Below are 18595 nucleotides of genomic sequence, written 5' to 3'. Positions count from 1 at the left end.
GTGAGTCGCGAAACCTACGAGGGAGAGAAGAAATGTTTTCGGCCGAAAACACGCAGAAACGCCGGAGCGGTGGCATGGCTTGCACCATGCCGCCGACCGGACGCACGATCACTTTTGATTACGCGCCGGTGTTCGTTGACGCCGGCGGATTCCCCTGTTGGCCTGTCGGTGTGCTTTTTAACCTGCTCGATCGAGTAAAAGCAACTACGGTAAATATCCGACGGCGGCCGCCCGCCTCGCCTGGCGACCAGGATCAGGACCGCAAACGGTAGAGATCGGCGAGCACGCCCGCGGCCGCAGGGCCGACGATCACGTGAACACTTTGAGCCATCGGCCGCGCGATACCTCGCACGCCCGCGAGATTCGAGAGATCGGCGGACACCACGGCGTCATCGTGCAACGTGAAGCACAAGCGACTCGCGGCCGCCCGCATGTCGCGAATGTTTTTGAAGCCGCCCAATGTTTGTAACAGCTGCGCAGCCGAGATATTCGTAGCAGAGCTCACAGGACCGGCCGCAACAGTCGGCGTCGCAGGAGCATTCGCCGGCAACTTGAGCCCGGCGCGAATCGAAGACGCCAGCTGATCGGCGATCGGACCCACCACCACCTGCAATGTTTGCTGTGAGGGTCGCACCACACCGCGCGCACCGAGCGACTTCAGCGCCGACTCGTCCACCGCCTTCTGATCCGCGATCGAGAGCCTGAGCCGCGTCGTGCACGCATCGACAGCCACCAGATTGCCCGCTCCACCGAGCGCACGAATCCATCCTTGAATCGAATCATCCTGCGTGCCAGCTTCGACGCGAGCACGAGGCATGTCTTCGATCTCACGCCCCGGTGTCGCGAGATTGAACCGCACGATGAAAAACCGGAACAAGCCATAGTAAAGCGCGAAGTACACCAGCCCGATGGGCACGAGCCACAGCGGCTTCGTTGCCTTCGAGAAATTCAGCACGTAATCGAACAGCCCAGCGGAAAAGCCGAAGCCGAGGCGCACGTTGAAAAAATCCATCGCGGCCATCGCCAGACCCGTCAGCACGGCATGAATGCCGTACAGCACCGGCGCGAGGAACATGAAAGAAAACTCGATGGGCTCCGTCACGCCGGTGAGAAACGACGTGAGCGCCATGGAAAACAACATTCCGCCCACCGCCTTGCGCCGATCCAGCGCCGCCGATCGATACATCGCGAGGCACGCCGCCGGCAGGCCGAACATCATCACCGGAAAGTGCCCGGACATGAACGCGCCCGCGGTGGGATCGCCCGCGAAGAAACGTTTCAGGTCGCCGGTCACGCCTTGATAGTCGCCGAGCAGGAACCAGGCGACGTTGTTCAATATGTGATGCAGGCCAGTGACGATGAGCACGCGGTTCAACACGCCATAGGCGAACAAACCGATGGAATCGGACGCGAGCACGGCCTCGCTCGCCGCATCCATGCCGCGCTCGAGAATCGGCCAGCCGAAACCGAAGCCCAACGCGAGCGCGATGCCAGCCGTGCCACTGGCGATCGGCACGAAGCGGCGACCGCCGAAGAACGCCAGATAAGCGGGCAAACGAATGTCGCTATATCGGTTGTACAACCAGCCCGCGATCAGACCGGACAACAAACCCGCCGGCACGCTCAGCTTGCCCAGCTCTCGTTCCCGAAAGGCAGCGATGGCGAAGTCGCGTGCCTGCCCCACCAATCCCGCACTGACCTCCGGCGGTACGGCGATCAACACTTCAGCGCCCTTGGTCGTCACCAGATATCCGACCACGCTGGCAAGGCCCGCCGCGCCATGATTCTCACGCGCGAGACCGACGGCCACGCCAATAGCAAACAACAGCCCCAGATTGGAAAAGATGGCGTCGCCCGCGGCGGCGATGGCGGGAATGTCGAGCAGATCCTGCTGTCCCAGGCGAAGTAACAACGCGGCGACAGGCAGCACCGCGATCGGCAGCATCAGCGCGCGGCCGATCGACTGCAAGCCGGTGATCACGTTTTTCATGGCAACCCCTGCGAATTCGTTTGTTCCCCGCGCCAGTGGCGCGGCGATTCATTCAGCCGGCAGCAACCCGCGAGCCGGAGTCATCGGCTCGTTCGCCAACGCTCGCACCGCTTCGGCGGTATCCATGCCCAAGGCTCGTTGCGCCAGCGAGCGACAGGCCTCGACGGTCAGCGTGCGAATCAAACTCTTCAGCTGTGGCACCAGAGTCGGCACGACAGACAACTCACGGACGCCGAGACCGATCAGGATTGGGACCGCAGCCGGCTCGGACGCGAGACCGCCGCATACCGCCACCAACTTGTGATGTTCGTCGGCGGCGTCGACCGTCATTGCAATCAGATTCAACACCGCCGGGTGCAGCCCGTCGATTCGATGGGCCAACTCGGCGTGACCGCGATCCATCGCAAGCGTGTATTGCGTGAGATCGTTGGTGCCGATGGAGAGGAAATCCACTTCACGAACGATGCGGCCGGCAATGACGGCAGACGACGGAGTTTCGATCATCGCGCCCACCTGCACTGGAGTGCCGATACTCAACTCGCGACGCACTTCGTCGAGCATGCGGCGGACAGCGCGAATCTCGGCCGGATCCGTGATCATCGGCAGCAGCACGCGGCATTGATCGACCGGCTGCACTCGCAGGATGGCACGCAGTTGCACGCGTAGCAGATCGGGCCGCCACAGGCTGGTACGCACACCGCGCAAGCCCAGCGCTGGGTTCTCTTCGGCAGGCAGCGGCAGATAGGGAATGGGTTTGTCGCCACCGATGTCCAGTGTGCGGATCACTAAAGGCCGACCATCGAGCGCACGCGCGATGCCTTGGTATTGCTGAAGCTGCTCGTCTTCGCTGGGCGGCGACTCGCGTTCGAGGAATAGAAATTCGGTGCGTAACAGGCCGCAACCTTCCGCGCCATGCGCCACGGCTACCTGAGCTTCCGCGATGGAAGCGAGATTGGCGAACACTTCGATGCGTTCACCGTCCGCCGTGCGACAGTCCGCATGAGCTGCCGCGCGTTCGGTTTGTTGACGCTGCCGTCGCGAAGCTAATGTTTGCTCCGCCGCGGCGAGTGCGATCTGGTCGGGCGAGATGCTCAGATTGCCCTGCTCGGCATCGAGCACCAACCACGCGCCGTCTTCCACCGCCAGCACCGCTGGCCCCAGTGCAACCAGAGCGGGAACACCCATCGCGGCCGCCAGGATGGCGACGTGAGATGTCGGGCCGCCGGCCGCAAGGCAGATGCCGGCGAGCTTCGTCGCATCCAGCGAGACGAGCTGAGATGGCTTCAGATCGTCGGCGACCAGAATGGCGCGCTCTGGCAACGCAGGAATTGCAGTGGGCGCTTCGCCGCTCAGTGCGAGCAGGACTTGTGACTCCAGGTCGATCAAGTCATCCACTCGCTCGGCCATGCGTGGATCGCCGAGTGCGCGCAACGTGTCTGCGCTGTCTCGCACGGCGCGGCGCCAGGCAAACGCGGCGCTCTTACCACGAGAGATAGCGCGGCGAGCGGAGGCGACCAGTTCCCAATCGTCGATGAATTCCAGATGCGCAGTGATGACGTCCTTGGCTGCGCCTTGCGAGTGCTGCGCGAGTTGATTCAACCGCGCGCGGACTTCATCGCGTGCACGCTCGAACTCGGCGCTTTCATGACCGATGCCGCGCCCCGCTTCAACGACGGCGATCTCGGCTGCTTTCAACGTGACGGCTCGACCGACGGCAAGGCCGCGGCTCGCAATGACGCCGCGCAGGCGACTGCCACTAGAGATAGATCGCACGCCGCCCGCTGTCGTTTCCGAAGCGCCGCGTTGTTCATGCGCACGTTCCTGGCCAGGCTCGGGCTCGCTGTCTTTGCTCGCAACGTGCGAGCGAGCCGCCTTGTCAGCACTGCCCGCATGCGGGGCTTCGCTGATGCCCAGCACCAGTTGCTTTAGCCGATCGAGCACGGATCGAGCGCCGTCGCCGCTCGCAACCAGTGTCATCTCATCGCCATGCTTCACGCCGAGCGCCATCAGCGACACCGCGCTTCGGGCGTTCGCGCTGCGGCCATGCGCCTTGATGTTTATTTCATGAGCTTGTGTCTTGGCGAAGTTCGCGATCAAAGCCGCCGGCCGAGCGTGAATTCCATGCTCCAGCGGAACGACGAAGCTCAGCGACTCTTCCTGACCTGCGCCGCCCGCCGCGGCGGCGGCATCCTCAGCGGCGTTGACCACCTTGAATAGCGCGTCACCGACATCGACGCCCACCCCCACGCATGCTTCGACGACCGAGAAGCGATCCCCGTTGGTAATGAGCATGGGCGTGATCAAACTCTTCGCGCCGCGCGCCAACACGTCGAGGTCGAACTTCAACAACGGCTGCCCCTGCCGCACACGATCGCCCGCTTGCACGAGCGCCTGGAATCCCTCCCCGGCCAGGACCACTGTATCGATGCCAACGTGCAGAAGAATCTCGGCTCCGTTCTCCGCCCGCACAGCGACCGCGTGCTTCGAAGCGGCGACCGAAACAATCTCACCATCGCAAGGCGCATGCAGCGTGTCGCCTGTGGGATCGATGGCCACGCCGTCGCCCAACAAGCGCTGCGCGAACACCTCGTCCGGCGTTTCATCGAGCGGCGCGCACCAGCCACGCAACGGTGAATGAAGCGTCAGCATGAGACGGACTCCAGGACCAGGACTGTATCGCTCATTCCGTCGCCGCCGTAGTGGTCTGCAACGCAATCGAGTCGATCACCCAGGTCGGATCGATGCTCTTCTGGGTGAACATGAAACACAGATCATGCTTGCCCTCGCGCGCCTCGAGCTGCGCCGGCGGCAAGGCGGTCACCGCATGGTTGCCAACAGCAGGCGCCAGCGGCAACACCGCGATGCGCTCGCCTTTACAGTCATCGATGCGTACCTCCAGCTCACCCGCCGGCGTGGCGGGCGCGCGCAGCGGAATCGCTTTCACGGCGTCGCCGATCTGAAAATTGAATGGCACCTGGCCGACGGCCGCGACCAGCGAGGTCACGTTGGAAAGATCGGCGTCCTTGAATAGCCAGCACGGCTCCATGATGTCTACCAGGAACACCGCCCGGTCACCGCTCACGGGTGCATCGTCCTCCAACGACAAAGCAATCTTGTCGCTGCACAAGGACAGCTCATGACTGTTGCGCCGGAACGGATCCAACGGCCGCGGCGGCGGCGGTTCGGCATAGCGAACATTGAGCGCCTTGTAGCGGTCCAGCTGCGCTGGCAAGCGAGCCGAGAAGCCCGCCCAATCCTTGACCGGCGACCATGCCACCTCGGCGAGCGCGGCGGCCCGCGGAAAGGTCATCGATTCGACACGATCGAGCGTGCGGATATGCTCTGTGAAGATATTCGCCTGCACGCCAAGGATGTGCTTGCGCTGCTCTTCATTCAAAGCGGCCGGCGCCGGGTCGAACGCATACACATCTTCCACGGTAACGACGCGAGCGCGACCCGGCAGGCTCGGCGCAGCGACAGGACGATTGTCGAAATATAACGTCGGCTGTGGCGACAGGACTGCGTCGTGCCCAGTCGAAGCCGCAGCCACCGCACCCTCGACGCCACGCCACGACATCACAGTGGCGTTCGGCGCCAGGCCGCCTTCGAGAATTTCGTCCCAGCCGATCAGGCGACGGCCCTTGCCGCTCAGAAACTTTTCCATGCGCCGGACGAAATAGCTCTGCAGCTCGTGCTCGTCTTTTGCGCCGAGCTCGCGCATGCGAGCCTGCACGCGCGGCGACGCCTTCCATTGATCCTTCACGGCCTCGTCGCCGCCGATGTGGATGTATTCACTTGGAAACAGCGCGACGACCTCGTCCAGCACGTCCTGGAAAAACTGGAAGGTGGATTCCTCGACATTGAACAGATTGGGATAGATGCCCCAATCCGCCGGCACCTGCGACGAAGGTTTATCGATCACCGCGAGTTGCGGATACGCCGCGATGGCGGCGCTCGCATGGCCGGGCATATCGATTTCCGGAACGATGGTGATATTGCGGGACTTCGCATACGCGACGATGTCTTTCACATCCTGCTGCGAATAGAACCCGCCATACAAGCGCGGCTTGCCAGTCGCCGGATCGATATCCGCCGCCGGCGCCGCACCGGCCGGCACACGCCACGCGCCGACTTCAGTGAGCCGCGGATATTTCTTTATCTCGAGCCGCCAGGCTTGATCGTCCGTGAGATGCCAGTGCAGCACATTCAACTTATGCAGCGCCATCACGTCGATGAACTTGCGTATGAACTCCGGCGGCTGATAGTGGCGCGCCGAATCCAACAGCAGCCCGCGCCAACCGAAGCGCGGCCAGTCCTCGATAAGCCCCTCGGGCACGACAATGCCGCTGTCGCTCTTTCTCATGAGCTGCCACAGCGTGACTGCGCCATAGAACACTCCGCGGGAATCGCGTGCTGAGACCAGGATTCGCGTTGGGGATGAAGCGAGCACATAGCCCTCTGTACCGAGCGCATCTGCACCATCTCTCAGCTCGAAACGAATGACATTGACGTTGGAGGCGTTGCCCGCGCCGCCGCCACTCTTGAGAGCAACGCCATGGGTTCGCCGGACGAGGTCGACCAGGTATCCGCCGAGCTGCTCGCCCTCGACGCCAGCGCCGAACTCCAAACGCGTACGACCCGTAATAACGAATTCCCCGGCGCCGATCTCAACGTCGCGAGGCGCCGGAATGACAGAAAGCGCCGCGGCCGCCGGCTCAGTGGCGGGTTTCGGAGCCTCACCGCACCCCGCCAGGACCAGGGCGGCCAGCACCCCGAGGACAGTGCGCTTCGCAGCAGCCGTTTGCTTCATGCGTGAATACTTGCCGGCTAGGGGCGGTCACCCGACGCTGACCGCCCGATGATGGATTGGCGCGACTGTACTTCGCACACGAGGACGTGCGCGAGCGTCTTGCCATGGCGAGCCCGGATCCGGGCCGCGAAGGCTCGCGGCCCGGAGGCGCTGGCTACAGGGAGAAGCGTACTCCCGCGAAGTACCGACGGCCGTTCTTATAGAGATTCAGCAGCCGGCTTTCCTCGCCCGCGTACTCGTAGTGAGTCTCATCGAGCATGTTCAGCACCTGCGCCGTGAGCTCGAGGTGGTCGGTCAACCGCCAGCCGAAGGCAGCGTCGAGCTGGGCGTACTCGTCAGTGGTGACCGCCACGCCGTTACGGCCAATCTCACGGAAGTACTTCGAACGCCAGCCGTAGGTGAGGCGGGCGTTGATGGTGCCGTTGTCGTAGTACGGCGTGAGATTGATCGTGTGCTTGGAGCTGAACGGAATCTGCAAGCCCTCGTCCGTGCTGCCATCGGCATAGGTGTAGTTGGCCTGCAGGCCGAAGTCGCCCCATAGCGAGGTCTGGTAAGTCAGCTCCGAGCCCTGGATCTCACCGCCCGCGCCGTTACGCGGACGCGAGACATCGAAAGTCTCGATCTGGCCGGAGTTGGTGTCGAACTGCTGCTCCGGCGAGGACTGACGAACGATGAACGAGCGCACGTCCTTATAGAACAGCGTCACCGCGAACAGGCCTTCATTGCCCAGATACCACTCGGCGGACACATCGAAGTTGCTGGCGCGGTACGGGTCGAGATCGGGATTGCCGCCGTTGCCGGAGTTCGTGGTGTTGTCCAATTCCAGGAACGACGCGAGATCGGCGAAGTTGGCGCGCGCCATGGTGCGTGAAGCCGCCAAGCGCACCACCACGTCTTCCGATACATCCATCGCGAAGTTGAAGCTCGGCAACCAGTCGTTGTAATCGCTCGAGAACGAGTTCGGCACGAACACGCCGTTACCCACGCCGGTCGAGCCTCGGCTGAGCTGATCGGTCATCACATAGCGCAAACCGATGTTGCCGCGGAATTCCTGGCCGCTGAAGTTGAACTGCGTGTAAGCGCTGGTGATCTCTTCTTCCACGTTGAACGCGGCATTGGGGAACTGCGTAAATACGCCGACGCCCAGCGGGGTCGGCGGCGTGGTGAACGGGTTCACCAAGGGCGCGCCACGCACGAAATTCTCCAGGGCGTTGCGATCCACGGTCATCCACCGCTCCAAGCCGGAGTTCGTGTCCGCGCCGTCCAGCATGTTTCCAGGAGTCAGGCCGCCCGCGAAATTGGACAGGCCCTGGCCCGCGAGTGCGCTACCGGCGATATTGCCCAGACGCGCTTCCTGATCCGTCTTGTGCTCGCGATATTTCGCGCCAAACTGCCATTGTTTGATCGGACCCCAGCCCAGCTCGCGCGTGAAATCGGCCTGCACATACTGCTCTTCGTCATGCGTCGGCTGCTGTCGCGACTGGCCGAAACCGATACCCGGCATCGAAGCAGGATCGGTCGGATCGTTGGCGAAGGTGACCGAGGCGCGCTCGTTGCCAATGTTGTAGCTGAAACCGCCCAGTGCCTCGTACTCGAGGAAATACTGCTGCTGAGTGCCGCCGTCGGCCTCGGTGGTGCCGATGGTGGCGCTGCCCGCCCAGCCATCGCCGCGCCAGTCGGCCTTCAGGTCGACAGCATACGTTTCCACTTCCGAACGCCGCGAGATCGCGTCGAGCAGCGTGAGGCCGTTGGAAAAATCAGCGGACGTGATCAGACCATTCTCGACCGTGGCCCGCGTGACGTTGGGCGCCGAGAGGCTGTGACCGAAGAAGGCATACCGGCTCTGGTTATAGTTGTCGTACTCGGCGTTGACGAACAGACCGGTGAGATTCAGCTCGAAGCTGTCACTCGGCTTCAACTGCACGCCGAGCGTGCCGCTGGTGCGCTTACGTTCCTGCACGAACAGCGCCGAGTTGATCGCATTGGGGAACACCGCGGAGCCATCTGCCACGACGCTGGACGGAATCCCCGCGCCGCCGGCGGTCGGATAGCTGAAGGTCTCGATGCCGTGGCGGGTCAGTTCCTCTTCGGACTGCAGCGCCGTGATGAGGACACCGAATGTATCGGCGTCGTTCTTCCAGCTGTACAGCGCCGAGTAGTTCGGCGCGCCCTCTTCGGCGCGATCGTTATATGCATAGTCGAGCGAAGTGCGCAGCGTGCCGGCGGGCAGATCGATGGGCCGGCGCGTGTTGAGAATCACCGTGCCGCCGATGCTGCCCTCGTCGATGCGCGCCTCGGGGCTCTTATAAACTTCGATGCGCTCCACGATCTCGGGCGCGAGCAGTGTGTAATTGAAAGTGCGGCCCGGGGAATCGAGGATGAACCAGTCGGCGGAGGCCACCGTTTGCCCATTGAGCAGCGTGCGGTTCAACGCGGGGTCCGTGCCACGGATGCTGACGCGCTCGCCCTGGCCGAACTGACGATCGATGTTGATGCCCGGCACATGCGACAGCGACTCGGCAGCGTTCTTGTCCGGGAACTTGCCCATGTCCTCGGCGGAAATGGCGTCGACGATGGCGGTCGACTGGCGCTTGGCTTCCACTGATTCGCGCAAGCTGCCGCGAATGCCCGATACGACAACCTCCTCCATGTCGGCGCCCGCGGTCGATTGCGTTTGGGCCCCCGCGACCTGCTGGAATAACGCCAGCGTGACCGCGGCACCGATCAGAGTCGTGCGTTTCTTACTCATGCTCCCTACCCCTGCTGATGTTTTTGATCGGACCAATATGGGTCCAATATAGTACCAGTGCAACCAAAATGCCAAGCCCCGTTAATGCCATTTCTTTTTCAGCCTGTTTTCTTGCGTATTTCCAGTAGGTTAAGGCTCCAGGTGTGCGCCGCAGGAGGTCTATTGGTATTGCATTGGTAGCATTCCAATGGCATCTTCCCACCCCATAACTGCACCAGAACAGCACCCTGTGAGCCCCAAGGAGAGGCGTTTGACGCCACTGTCCGAACACCTGCAGCCCCTCGATGAAGCCAGCTCCCTGCCGCTGTACCAGCAGTTGCAGCGGAAGCTGCGACTGGCCATCGAAAATCGCGTCCTCGGAGCGGACGACGCATTGCCGCCGGAGCGCGACCTGGCCGAAGAGCTCAATGTCTCGCGCATCACGGTGCGCAAGGCCATCGATGGGCTGGTGGAAGAAGGGCTGTTGATTCGCAAGCAAGGCTCGGGGACGTTCGTCACCAACCGGGTCGAGAAAAATTTCGCGAAACTGACTTCGTTCTCTGAAGACATGCGCGCACGCGGACGCAAGCCACGCAGCGTGTGGCTCGATCGCGCGGCTGGCGCCGTGACTCCAGGCGAGTCGCTGACGCTGCGCTCCAGCCCAGGCACGCCGGTATTTAGATTCAGCCGAATTCGTTACGCCGACGACGCGCCGATGGCGCTCGAATACGCGACGGTGCTGGCCGACTGCCTGCCCTCGGTGGAATCGGTGGAAACATCGTTGTATGAAGCATTGGAGCGCACGGGCAATCGACCTGTGCGCGCTCTGCAACGACTGCGCGCTGTTTTGCTGACGGCCGAGCAGGCGCAGCTGCTCAAGGCGCAGGAGAAAGATGCGGGCTTGCTGGTCGAGCGCGTCGGCTTTCTCAAGGACGGCCGCGCCGTCGAGTTCTCACAATCGTTTTATCGCGGCGACATCTACGATTTCGTCGCCGAGCTCAGCGCATCGTCATGACCACGGGCACGGACAGCCGCATGTACCTCGAGGCCGCACAGGCCCCGAACGCCGTCCGCGGCCAATTGGAGAACAATGCGGTCAACGTGCGTCGCATCGGCGCGCTGCTGCAAGAAATGCAGCCTCGCGCGGTTGTTACTTGCGCGCGCGGCAGCTCCGATCACGCGGCCACCTTCGCCAAGTATCTGATCGAATCGCGCACCAAACTGCTGACCACGTCGGCCGCGCCGTCCATGAGCTCGCTCTACGATGCGCAGCCTGACATGCACGGCGTGGTGTTTCTGGTGATCTCACAATCCGGCAAGAGCCCGGATCTGCTCGCCTCCGCCGAGAACGCCAAACGCAACGGCGCGGTCGTGATCGCTTTGTGCAACTCGCCTGATGCGCCGTTGACTCAGCTGGCGGATCACACGATCCCGCTGCACGCGGGACCGGAGACGAGCGTCGCCGCCACCAAGTCCTATATCGCCTCGCTCAGCGCCATCGTGCATCTGCTGGCGTGCTGGACGGCGGATCAAACTTTGATCAACGCCCTGATGCGCGCGCCGGAGCAGTTGGAACAAGCGTGGAATCTGAACTGGAACGCGGCGGTGCCCGTGCTGCAACGGGCGAACAATCTGTTCGTGCTCGGCCGCGGTTATGGGCTCGGCATCGCGCAGGAAGCGGCGTTGAAATTCAAGGAAACGTGTGGACTGCATGCCGAGGCGTTCAGCGCAGCGGAAGTCAAACACGGGCCGATGGCTCTGGTGGGTCGCGGCTTTCCCGTGTTGATGTTGTCGCAGAACGATGAGAGCCGCAGCGGCATCGCAAAGCTTGCGGCGGATTTCGTCGCACGCGGCGCGGACGTGTTGCTCGCTGGTCCGCCGGTGCTGGATACGATTCCACTGCCGACGATCGCCTCGCACGCGGTGATCGAGCCGTTGCTGATGGTGCAAAGTTTCTATCGGATGATTGCGTCGCTCGCTCCCGCGCGGGGCTTCGATCCGGATCGTCCGCCGCATCTCAACAAAGTGACCGAGACGTTGTGATGACGCTGGCTCTGGTTAATGGCCGCATCCTGCGCGACTCGGGTTGGGTCGAGAATCAAGTCGTGCTGATCGAGGGCGCGCGCATCCAGCAGATCGTCGCTCGCGACACTGACTGGACCGCGGACTCCACGTATGACATGCGCGGACAAACATTGCTGCCCGGCTTCATCGACGTGCAAGTCAATGGCGGCGCCGGCGTGCTGTTCAACGACGATCCGAGCGTCGCGTCGATCCGGGAGATCGGTCGCGCGCACCGGCGTTTTGGCACGACCGGCTTTCTGCCCACGTTGATCAGCGACGATCTCCATGTCGTGTCACGCGCCGTGCGGGCCGCGCAGGATGCGATCGAGAGCGGCGTTCCGGGCGTGCTCGGCATTCACATCGAAGGTCCGTTCTTGAACGAAGCCCGCAAAGGCGTGCATGACGAGACCAAGCTGCGCTGGCTCGATGAAGATGCGCTGGGCCTGCTCACCTCGCTGAAGGGCGGCAAGACGCTGGTGACGCTCGCACCCGAGCGCACCACGCCGCAGATCATCCGCAAGCTCAGCAACTCCGGCGTCATCGTGTCCGCCGGGCACACCAACGGTACTTACGACGAAATTCGCACGGCGCTCGATCATGGCCTGACTGGCTTCACGCATCTCTTCAACGCGATGTCGCCGCTCACCGGGCGCGAGCCCGGCGCTGTCGGCGCGGCGCTGGACGACGACGCAAGTTGGTGCGGAATCATCGTCGACGGTCATCACGTCGATCCCGTCGTGCTGAGAATCGCCATGCGCAGCAAGCGGCGGGATCGTTTCATGCTCGTGACCGACGCGATGCCCACGGTGGGCGCGCCGAATAAGTCATTCCGGCTGCAGGGCCGGCCCATTTCGGTCTACGACAACATGCTGGTGGACGAGCAGGGCCGCCTGGCCGGCTCCGATATCGACATGGCGACGGCCGTGCGCAACTCCCTGGAAATGCTGGAGGTGGACCTGCCGCAGGCGTCGCGCATGGCCAGTCTCTACCCCGCCACCTTCCTGGGCCTGGATCGCGAGCTTGGCCGTATCGAGCCCGGCTACCGCGCCGACCTGGTGCTGGTGGACGAAGGCATCAACGTCCTGGACACCTGGATCGCGGGTCAGCGCGCGACATAACCTGCCCGCCCGGCAGGGCGCTCCCGGAACCAGTAAACTGCTCCCCTGAATCAGGGCCGGGGGAGCCTGATGCGCGGTAAAGGCAAAGCCACTTCATTCGACATCGCCTATCTGGCCGGTGTCTCGCAGCCGACCGTGTCGCGCGCTCTGCGCGGCAGTCCCACTGTCAACGAGCAGACCCGTCAACGCATCCTGCAGATCGCCAACGAGCTCAATTACAAGGTCGATAAGAACGCATCGAACCTGCGCAATCAGCAGTCGGGCACGCTGGCGCTACTGTTCTTCGAAGATCCCACCCTCGACGACTCGCTGATCAATCCGTTCTTCCTGTCCATGCTCGGCTCGCTGACGCGGGCGTGCGCCGTGCAGGGCTACGACCTGCTCATTTCCTTTCAGCAGCTGTCGAGCAATTGGCACGTCGAATACGAGGACAGCAAGAAGGCCGACGGTCTGATCCTGCTGGGGTATGGCGATTACCTCGAGTATGTTTCCCGGCTGGAGTTGCTGGTGGAGCAAGGCACGCACTTCGTGCGCTGGGGCGTCGTGCTGCCCGGCCAGCCGGGCGTCAGCATAGGGTGCGACAATTATCAGGGTGGTCGCGATATGACACGGCATCTGCTCGATCAGGGCCGACGCAATATCGCGTTCATCGGCCACGCATCGGCGCACTATCCGGAATTTCTCGAACGCTACAAAGGTTATTCGGAGTCGCTGAATGCGGCGGGCCTTGCTGTACGCCCAGAGCTGCAGATAGATGCGTTCACCACGGAGCGCGCGGGCTACGACGCAGTCAATGCACTCATCGAGCGTGGTGTGGCCTTCGATGCGCTGTTCTGTGCGAGCGACCTGATCGCGATCGGCGCCATGCGCGCACTCGCGGATCGTGGCATTCGAGTGCCACAGGATGTCGCGGTCGCGGGCTTCGATGATATTCCTATCGCCAGCTTCACGAACCCCAGCCTCACGACGGTGCAACAGGACACGAAGGCGGCGGCCACGTTATTGGTCGAGAGCCTGCTCGGGCTGATTCGTGATGAGCCAGTCGAGAGTCATACGATTCCAGCGAAGCTCGCGATTCGGCAGTCGACGATGAGCAGCTAGGCCGCAGGGACTAATCGTATCCGCGTGATTTCCGACGGCGCGCCGAACCGTTTCGGCGGGCCCCAATAGCCTGTGCCGCGGCTCGTGTAGATCCACAGCGCTCCGAGCCGATCCAGTCCCGCCGTGAAAGGCTGCTGGAATCGTACGAAAAAATTCCAAGGCCAGAACTGACCGCCGTGCGTGTGCCCTGACAGCTGCAAATCGAATCCTGCAGCAGCCGCCGCCGGCGCGGAGCGCGGCTGATGCGCGAGCAATATTTTTGCTCCGGCATCCGTTGGCGCATCGGCGAGCGCCACGGCTGGATCGCTGCGATTCACTGGGTCGAAGTGATGCGCGCTGTAATCCGTCACGCCAGCGATCACTAATCTCGCGTCACCATGATCGACAACCACATGCTCGTTCATCAGCACTCGCATGCCGAGACGGCGCAGCTCGTTCGTCCACGCGCGCTCTCCGGAGTAGTACTCGTGATTGCCAGTGACGAAGAACGTTCCATATTTGGCGCGCAGCTCAGCCAATGGCGCGACGTGCGACGCCAGCTCTCTCACGCTGCCGTCCACCAAGTCGCCAGTGATGGCGATTGCATCCGCCTCGAGCCGATTCACCGCGGCGACGATGCCCTCGACATAATTGCGCCGAATGGTCGGGCCGACGTGTATGTCACTGATCTGCGCAATGGAAAATCCATGCAGCGCCGTTGGGAGATTGGGGATCGGAACATCGACATGCACCACACGCGCGACTCGTCGCGCGTTGATGAATCCAATCGCCGTTGCAAACACGGCTCCGCCGACGACGATCCATGCCGTGACGTTCTGCACGTACTCCGATATTCCTGCAGGCAGGATCAGCGCGGCAATCAGCAATGAAATATCACGCAGCAGCGTGAACACGAACAAAGACGAGAACAGCCCCATCGCGATCAGCGCCGTCCACACCAACGCATCCGCCCCGCCCGCTCGCCTCGATCTCGCCATCAGCGCGGTCGGAATGAGCGCGCACGACGCCACCAGCAACATCGCCCCCAGCACCTGCCCCGGCCAGCCAATGCCCAGATCCGGCAATAGCCGCAGCCCGATGTACACGTGCAACAGGCCAAGAACGGCCAACATCATCAAAAATCCACGCCGCAAGCGCCCGCTCCAATCACAGGGGAAGGCAACTACATGCCGCCGGCCCGAGCGATTGCAAGCGGTCTGGTTGCAGGCACCAAAAAAAACCGGCCTCCCTCAACGCGAACGGGAGGCCAAAATCATGTTCTTTCCGGAGAGCGGCTCTCCCGCAGGGAGAGAAAAACTATCTCCCTCCCGTGCACGGGAGGGGCCGGGGTGGGTCTTCCGGCCTAAACGTGGGACACCGCCTCGTCCGGGCTCACCTTGATTCGCAGCCAGGCGCGGGCGAAGCGCAGTTCGCGGATGACGGCTTCCGGAGGCAAATCTAACAGGCTGGCGGTTTCCTTGACGTTGACGCCGGCGAAATAACGTAGGTCGATCATGCGAGCACACAGCGGGTCCATGGAATCCAGCCACTCCAGCCAGGACTTTACATCGGCAAAGGTGATTTCGGTGCCGGCGATGCGGCCGTTCAGGTCCGCCGTGCCGATCACCAGTCGCCGCACCAGCGGCGCCGCGAAGAAAAGGAAGCGCAGTCGCTCGACGCCCGGCTGATTGCCGACGCGGCTGACGAACAGCGCCTCCAGGGCCTCACGCAATTGCAAGGCATTCGCAGTGGCATGCCGGCACAGCTCCTGTCGAGTGGCATTGGAGATACTCGTAAGAACCCGACCGGCCAGAGTGGACATGGATACCAAAGGAGTATGACTGGCTCGTGCCGTGCTCATTGGGCCGGACCTTGCTGCTACGCGTTGTGTCTGAAGAATCACTGCCGGTGCGTGCCATCCTGACTATTTCTAGGGCTCGCGGGCCCTCTTGTGAGGGTGACCTCTTATTCAGACGTGGCAGCGAGGGAAAAACCTCAACGCCGCTGCATATGAAGGAGCTGTAGGAAGCCAGCCTACGAAGGTCGGGGCTGGTCTTTCCTGCCGGTTCAGCGCGCGGCGGCGCCTCGCCCGCCGTGCATCGTGAGACTTCTGAGCTTGACCAGCGCGATGACAAACCGATTCAGCGAGCGCAGCGTGTCATAGCGCGGACCCAGGGACACATTGAAGAGCCGCTCGACGGCAGTGAATAAGTGATGTGAAAAAAGCGTCGTGAGCTCGCCCTCCGCACACTTGGGACCGCGCACCAGGCCGCGCTCGTGCCACTGCCGCAGCGTCTCTTCGACCTCGGTTAGCACCAGACGAAGATAAGCAAACAGGCTGGTGCGCCACTTCCACCAAAGGAAATCGTGATAAATGTGACCCCATGTGCCATAGGTCTCCCGCCAGGCCCAGCCGTTCGGCAGCTCGGGCGTGGGCCAGCCGTGATGACGACGCAACTCCCAGTCGATTTGTAGCCCTTCCAGATCGCGGTAATAAAGATCGCCGGTGGGAACGCCATCCGCGGACAGCGCCAACATCAGATCCTGTCCATGCGACTCCAGAATGACGCCGTGACGCAAGGTCAGCTCCGCCCACAGAGGCGCGAACCAGGCACACAACAACCGATCGACGAATTCCACGGGCGTCGCGTCCGTGCGCTCGAGCATCGCGAGCAACAACGGCACGCGTCCGTTATCGCCGCCAGTAAGTGAAAACAGCGGCGCGAGTCGCGTGCGCCCATCGCTGACTTCCGGCGGCACCAGTCGGAGCATTGCTCCGCTATCCAGGCGATGGCGCGGTGAGAATCCGAAGACTTCAGATAGAACATGCAGCTCACTCGGCAGTCGCTCGCGCATCTGCGCAACGAGCGTGTTCAATCCGACCGCGCGCCCGACGCCGATGCGAGTTATTCGGCGGTCGCGAAACATGGCCGAATGCACCGACGTTTTGACGAACACGGCTCGATCGCCGCTTCCCTCGGGCCACGCTAGCAGCGTTCGGATGCTCGATGTCGGCAGCGCCCAGATCCACAAACCTTCAGCCGTCGCATCGCGAGCGCCGACTTCGCGCAGCCACGGACGAAAATCCTCGAGAGCTGAAGGATGAATGGGAAATAACACTCGCTCGTCCGAAGACGGACCCGAGACAAAGGTCATCGCATCGGATGACGGCGCGCCGAGCACATGCAATCGACGGCGCGGAACCCAGTAACAGGGCAATCGGAACGGCCGCGAGTGCTGCGGCAGGTAACGAATATCGAACGATGGATCGCGCTTTGTATTTTGAAAAATATTGGGCTTGTGCAGATGGAAGCGCTCCAGCGTCATCCAATCGCGCAGCCCCGGCGAGAGTTGTTCGGTGACATCGGGTGCGACGGGCTCGGCTGACATGCGACCTCCGTGTTGCTGATTGCCTGCTCGTTACTTTCCGTCGGCAGGCGCGCTCGACCATATCATGTCCGTTCACGACATGGCGTCGGGCCGGGGATTGGCAGTCTCGAGCGGCCGGCCGACTGCGACTGACCCCGCAAACCCAAATCCAATAATCCAACTCTGTCACCCGCTGCATCGCGGTCCGACCGTAAGCTCACTACAGCATCGAAGCTGCCGTTCGCAACGCCACGGTGAGCCGTCGCCGGCCGCCCTTAACCAGGATGTGCGTAACGCGCTCAAGACGCTGGATGCACTTGAATATTCACTCGAATCGATACTCCGATGCAGCTGCCATCGACATTGTTTCGTACGACGCAACCTCATCCGACCGTGATCGCGCCAGACAGCGTCGCAGGGCACCGGGCGTCACATGTGCTGCTTGAGGTCGGCTACCGCTGCGACCAACCTCCCCGCGCCATCGTCACTGATGGCGATTCAACACCAAAGGAGTATCAACATGATCAAGCTCGGCAAAGTTTCCGAAGCCACCCGTTCCGGCAAGGACAGCTTCATCGAGGAAAGCGTGTGGGTTCCGGAATTCTCGCTGTGAGATTCCCTTGTGTCGTTCCGGTGACTCGCGTCACTGAATGATGCTCGACCGACGACGCATGACCCGCAAGGGTCATGCGTCTCTTGCTTCATAACGCAATCGGCGACTGCAACGATGAGCGGATACTTCCTGCCTCCCCACGTGCATTTCTGTCAACGCGGCGACGCTTTCGTGTTCCTCGATCTGAAACAAGATGACTACACGCTGGTGAATGGCGCCTCCGCCACGGCGCTGCAGGCATTGTCGAAGCAAATGGCTACACCTGCGTTTTTCGAGCATGACCTGAAAGATGCTCTGAACGAGCTGCTGAAGGGCGGTCTGCTGACGACCGAGAGCAACGGCAGGGCGATTGCGCCAACGCATATCGATCCGGCCGTGGAAAATCTGGTCGATCGCGAGACACTGCTCGATACCTCCGTGTCACTGGGCCAGATGGTGAACTGTTTCGCGGCTTGCATCACGGCGAAGCTCAGCCTGCGCTGGCGATCGATCGAAGCCACGGTGATGTCCGTGGCGCGGCGCAAAGCAGAGCACGCGAGCGATCGACCGTTCGACTTGGAACGCGCGCGAGCTCTCACCGCGGCATTCTTGAAGGCGCGGGGTCTGTTCCCGGCAAATTACCTGTGCCTGTTCGATTCCCTGGCGCTGCTGCACTTCCTGGCGAAGTACGGCATCTATCCAACCTGGGTGTTCGCGGTCAACCTGGAGCCTTGGGCGGCGCATTGCTGGGTTCAACATCAGCATCACACGTTCAACGAAGACGCCGAGCAAGCAGTGACCTACACGCCGGTCATGGTGATTTGATCGCCGCTCGACGCGCAGC

12 protein-coding genes are annotated in these 18595 nt (G+C 62.4%); 5 read left to right on the top strand and 7 right to left on the bottom strand.

What is annotated here, in order from left to right; genetic code table 11:
* Positions 1–253: 253 nt before the first annotated feature.
* The 4 genes from nagE to VGD45_RS15450 form a co-directional block, all read right to left on the bottom strand.
* The gene (gene nagE, locus VGD45_RS15465; RefSeq protein ID WP_331156225.1) at positions 254–1990 is read right to left on the bottom strand and encodes an N-acetylglucosamine-specific PTS transporter subunit IIBC; all 1737 of its coding nucleotides are present in this window, start codon (positions 1988–1990) and stop codon (positions 254–256) included.
* Between the two features lie 48 nt (positions 1991–2038).
* A complete protein-coding gene (gene ptsP, locus VGD45_RS15460) occupies positions 2039–4639 on the bottom strand; it encodes a phosphoenolpyruvate--protein phosphotransferase (protein ID WP_331156224.1) in 2601 nt (866 codons plus the stop codon).
* A gap of 31 nt (positions 4640–4670) precedes the next feature.
* On the bottom strand, positions 4671–6800 hold the full coding sequence (locus VGD45_RS15455) for a family 20 glycosylhydrolase (protein WP_331156223.1): 2130 nt from the start codon (positions 6798–6800) through the stop codon (positions 4671–4673).
* Between the two features lie 154 nt (positions 6801–6954).
* Positions 6955–9549, bottom strand: a complete 2595-nt coding sequence (locus tag VGD45_RS15450; protein ID WP_331156222.1) for a TonB-dependent receptor — start codon at positions 9547–9549, stop codon at positions 6955–6957.
* 250 nt (positions 9550–9799) lie between these two features.
* Here VGD45_RS15450 and VGD45_RS15445 point away from each other — a divergent pair, with 250 nt between their 5' ends.
* The 4 genes from VGD45_RS15445 (at position 9800) to VGD45_RS15430 (ending at position 13811) form a co-directional block, all read left to right on the top strand.
* Entirely contained in the window at positions 9800–10543 is a 744-nt protein-coding gene (locus VGD45_RS15445; protein ID WP_331156221.1) for a GntR family transcriptional regulator, read from the top strand.
* Positions 10540–11571, top strand: a complete 1032-nt coding sequence (locus VGD45_RS15440; protein WP_331156220.1) for an SIS domain-containing protein — start codon at positions 10540–10542, stop codon at positions 11569–11571. Before VGD45_RS15445 ends, VGD45_RS15440 begins: the two co-directional genes overlap by 4 nt.
* Positions 11571–12710, top strand: a complete 1140-nt coding sequence (nagA, locus tag VGD45_RS15435; RefSeq protein ID WP_331156219.1) for an N-acetylglucosamine-6-phosphate deacetylase — start codon at positions 11571–11573, stop codon at positions 12708–12710. Before VGD45_RS15440 ends, nagA begins: the two co-directional genes overlap by 1 nt.
* A 69-nt stretch (positions 12711–12779) precedes the next feature.
* Positions 12780–13811 carry a LacI family DNA-binding transcriptional regulator gene (locus tag VGD45_RS15430; protein ID WP_331156218.1) on the top strand — a complete coding sequence of 344 codons (1032 nt, stop codon included), beginning with the start codon at positions 12780–12782 and terminating at the stop codon, positions 13809–13811.
* Here VGD45_RS15430 and VGD45_RS15425 read toward each other — a convergent pair.
* The 3 genes from VGD45_RS15425 to VGD45_RS15415 form a co-directional block, all read right to left on the bottom strand.
* Positions 13808–14926 (bottom strand): metallophosphoesterase, encoded by a 1119-nt coding sequence (locus tag VGD45_RS15425; RefSeq protein WP_331156217.1) that lies wholly within the window; start codon positions 14924–14926, stop codon positions 13808–13810. The genes VGD45_RS15430 and VGD45_RS15425 overlap by 4 nt on opposite strands.
* A 227-nt stretch (positions 14927–15153) precedes the next feature.
* Complete coding sequence (locus VGD45_RS15420) at positions 15154–15522, bottom strand: ECF-type sigma factor (RefSeq protein ID WP_331156216.1); 369 nt, start codon at positions 15520–15522, stop codon at positions 15154–15156.
* A gap of 335 nt (positions 15523–15857) precedes the next feature.
* Positions 15858–17180 (bottom strand): IucA/IucC family C-terminal-domain containing protein, encoded by a 1323-nt coding sequence (locus VGD45_RS15415; RefSeq protein ID WP_331156215.1) that lies wholly within the window; start codon positions 17178–17180, stop codon positions 15858–15860.
* Between the two features lie 706 nt (positions 17181–17886).
* On the opposite strand from VGD45_RS15415, the gene VGD45_RS15410 reads away from it, so the two are divergent.
* Complete coding sequence (locus VGD45_RS15410) at positions 17887–18576, top strand: lasso peptide biosynthesis B2 protein (protein WP_331156214.1); 690 nt, start codon at positions 17887–17889, stop codon at positions 18574–18576.
* The last annotated feature ends 19 nt before the right edge of the window (positions 18577–18595 follow it).

Origin of the sequence: Steroidobacter sp., assembly GCF_036402275.1 — a bacterium.
GTDB lineage: Bacteria > Pseudomonadota > Gammaproteobacteria > Steroidobacterales > Steroidobacteraceae > Steroidobacter.
The sequence above is the reverse complement of the archived record's forward strand: the minus strand, read 5'-3'. Positions and strand labels throughout refer to the sequence as shown.

What these genes read in the sequence shown, in the direction of transcription:
- nagE (WP_331156225.1), bottom strand. Translation starts at nt 1,990, where the DNA reads ATGAAAAACGTGATCACCGGCTTGCAGTCGATCGGCCGCGCGCTGATG.
- ptsP (WP_331156224.1), bottom strand. Translation starts at nt 4,639, where the DNA reads ATGCTGACGCTTCATTCACCGTTGCGTGGCTGGTGCGCGCCGCTCGAT.
- VGD45_RS15455 (WP_331156223.1), bottom strand. Translation starts at nt 6,800, where the DNA reads ATGAAGCAAACGGCTGCTGCGAAGCGCACTGTCCTCGGGGTGCTGGCC.
- VGD45_RS15450 (WP_331156222.1), bottom strand. Translation starts at nt 9,549, where the DNA reads ATGAGTAAGAAACGCACGACTCTGATCGGTGCCGCGGTCACGCTGGCG.
- VGD45_RS15440 (WP_331156220.1), top strand. Translation starts at nt 10,540, where the DNA reads ATGACCACGGGCACGGACAGCCGCATGTACCTCGAGGCCGCACAGGCC.
- nagA (WP_331156219.1), top strand. Translation starts at nt 11,571, where the DNA reads ATGACGCTGGCTCTGGTTAATGGCCGCATCCTGCGCGACTCGGGTTGG.
- VGD45_RS15430 (WP_331156218.1), top strand. Translation starts at nt 12,780, where the DNA reads ATGCGCGGTAAAGGCAAAGCCACTTCATTCGACATCGCCTATCTGGCC.
- VGD45_RS15425 (WP_331156217.1), bottom strand. Translation starts at nt 14,926, where the DNA reads ATGATGTTGGCCGTTCTTGGCCTGTTGCACGTGTACATCGGGCTGCGG.
- VGD45_RS15415 (WP_331156215.1), bottom strand. Translation starts at nt 17,180, where the DNA reads ATGTCAGCCGAGCCCGTCGCACCCGATGTCACCGAACAACTCTCGCCG.
- VGD45_RS15410 (WP_331156214.1), top strand. Translation starts at nt 17,887, where the DNA reads ATGAGCGGATACTTCCTGCCTCCCCACGTGCATTTCTGTCAACGCGGC.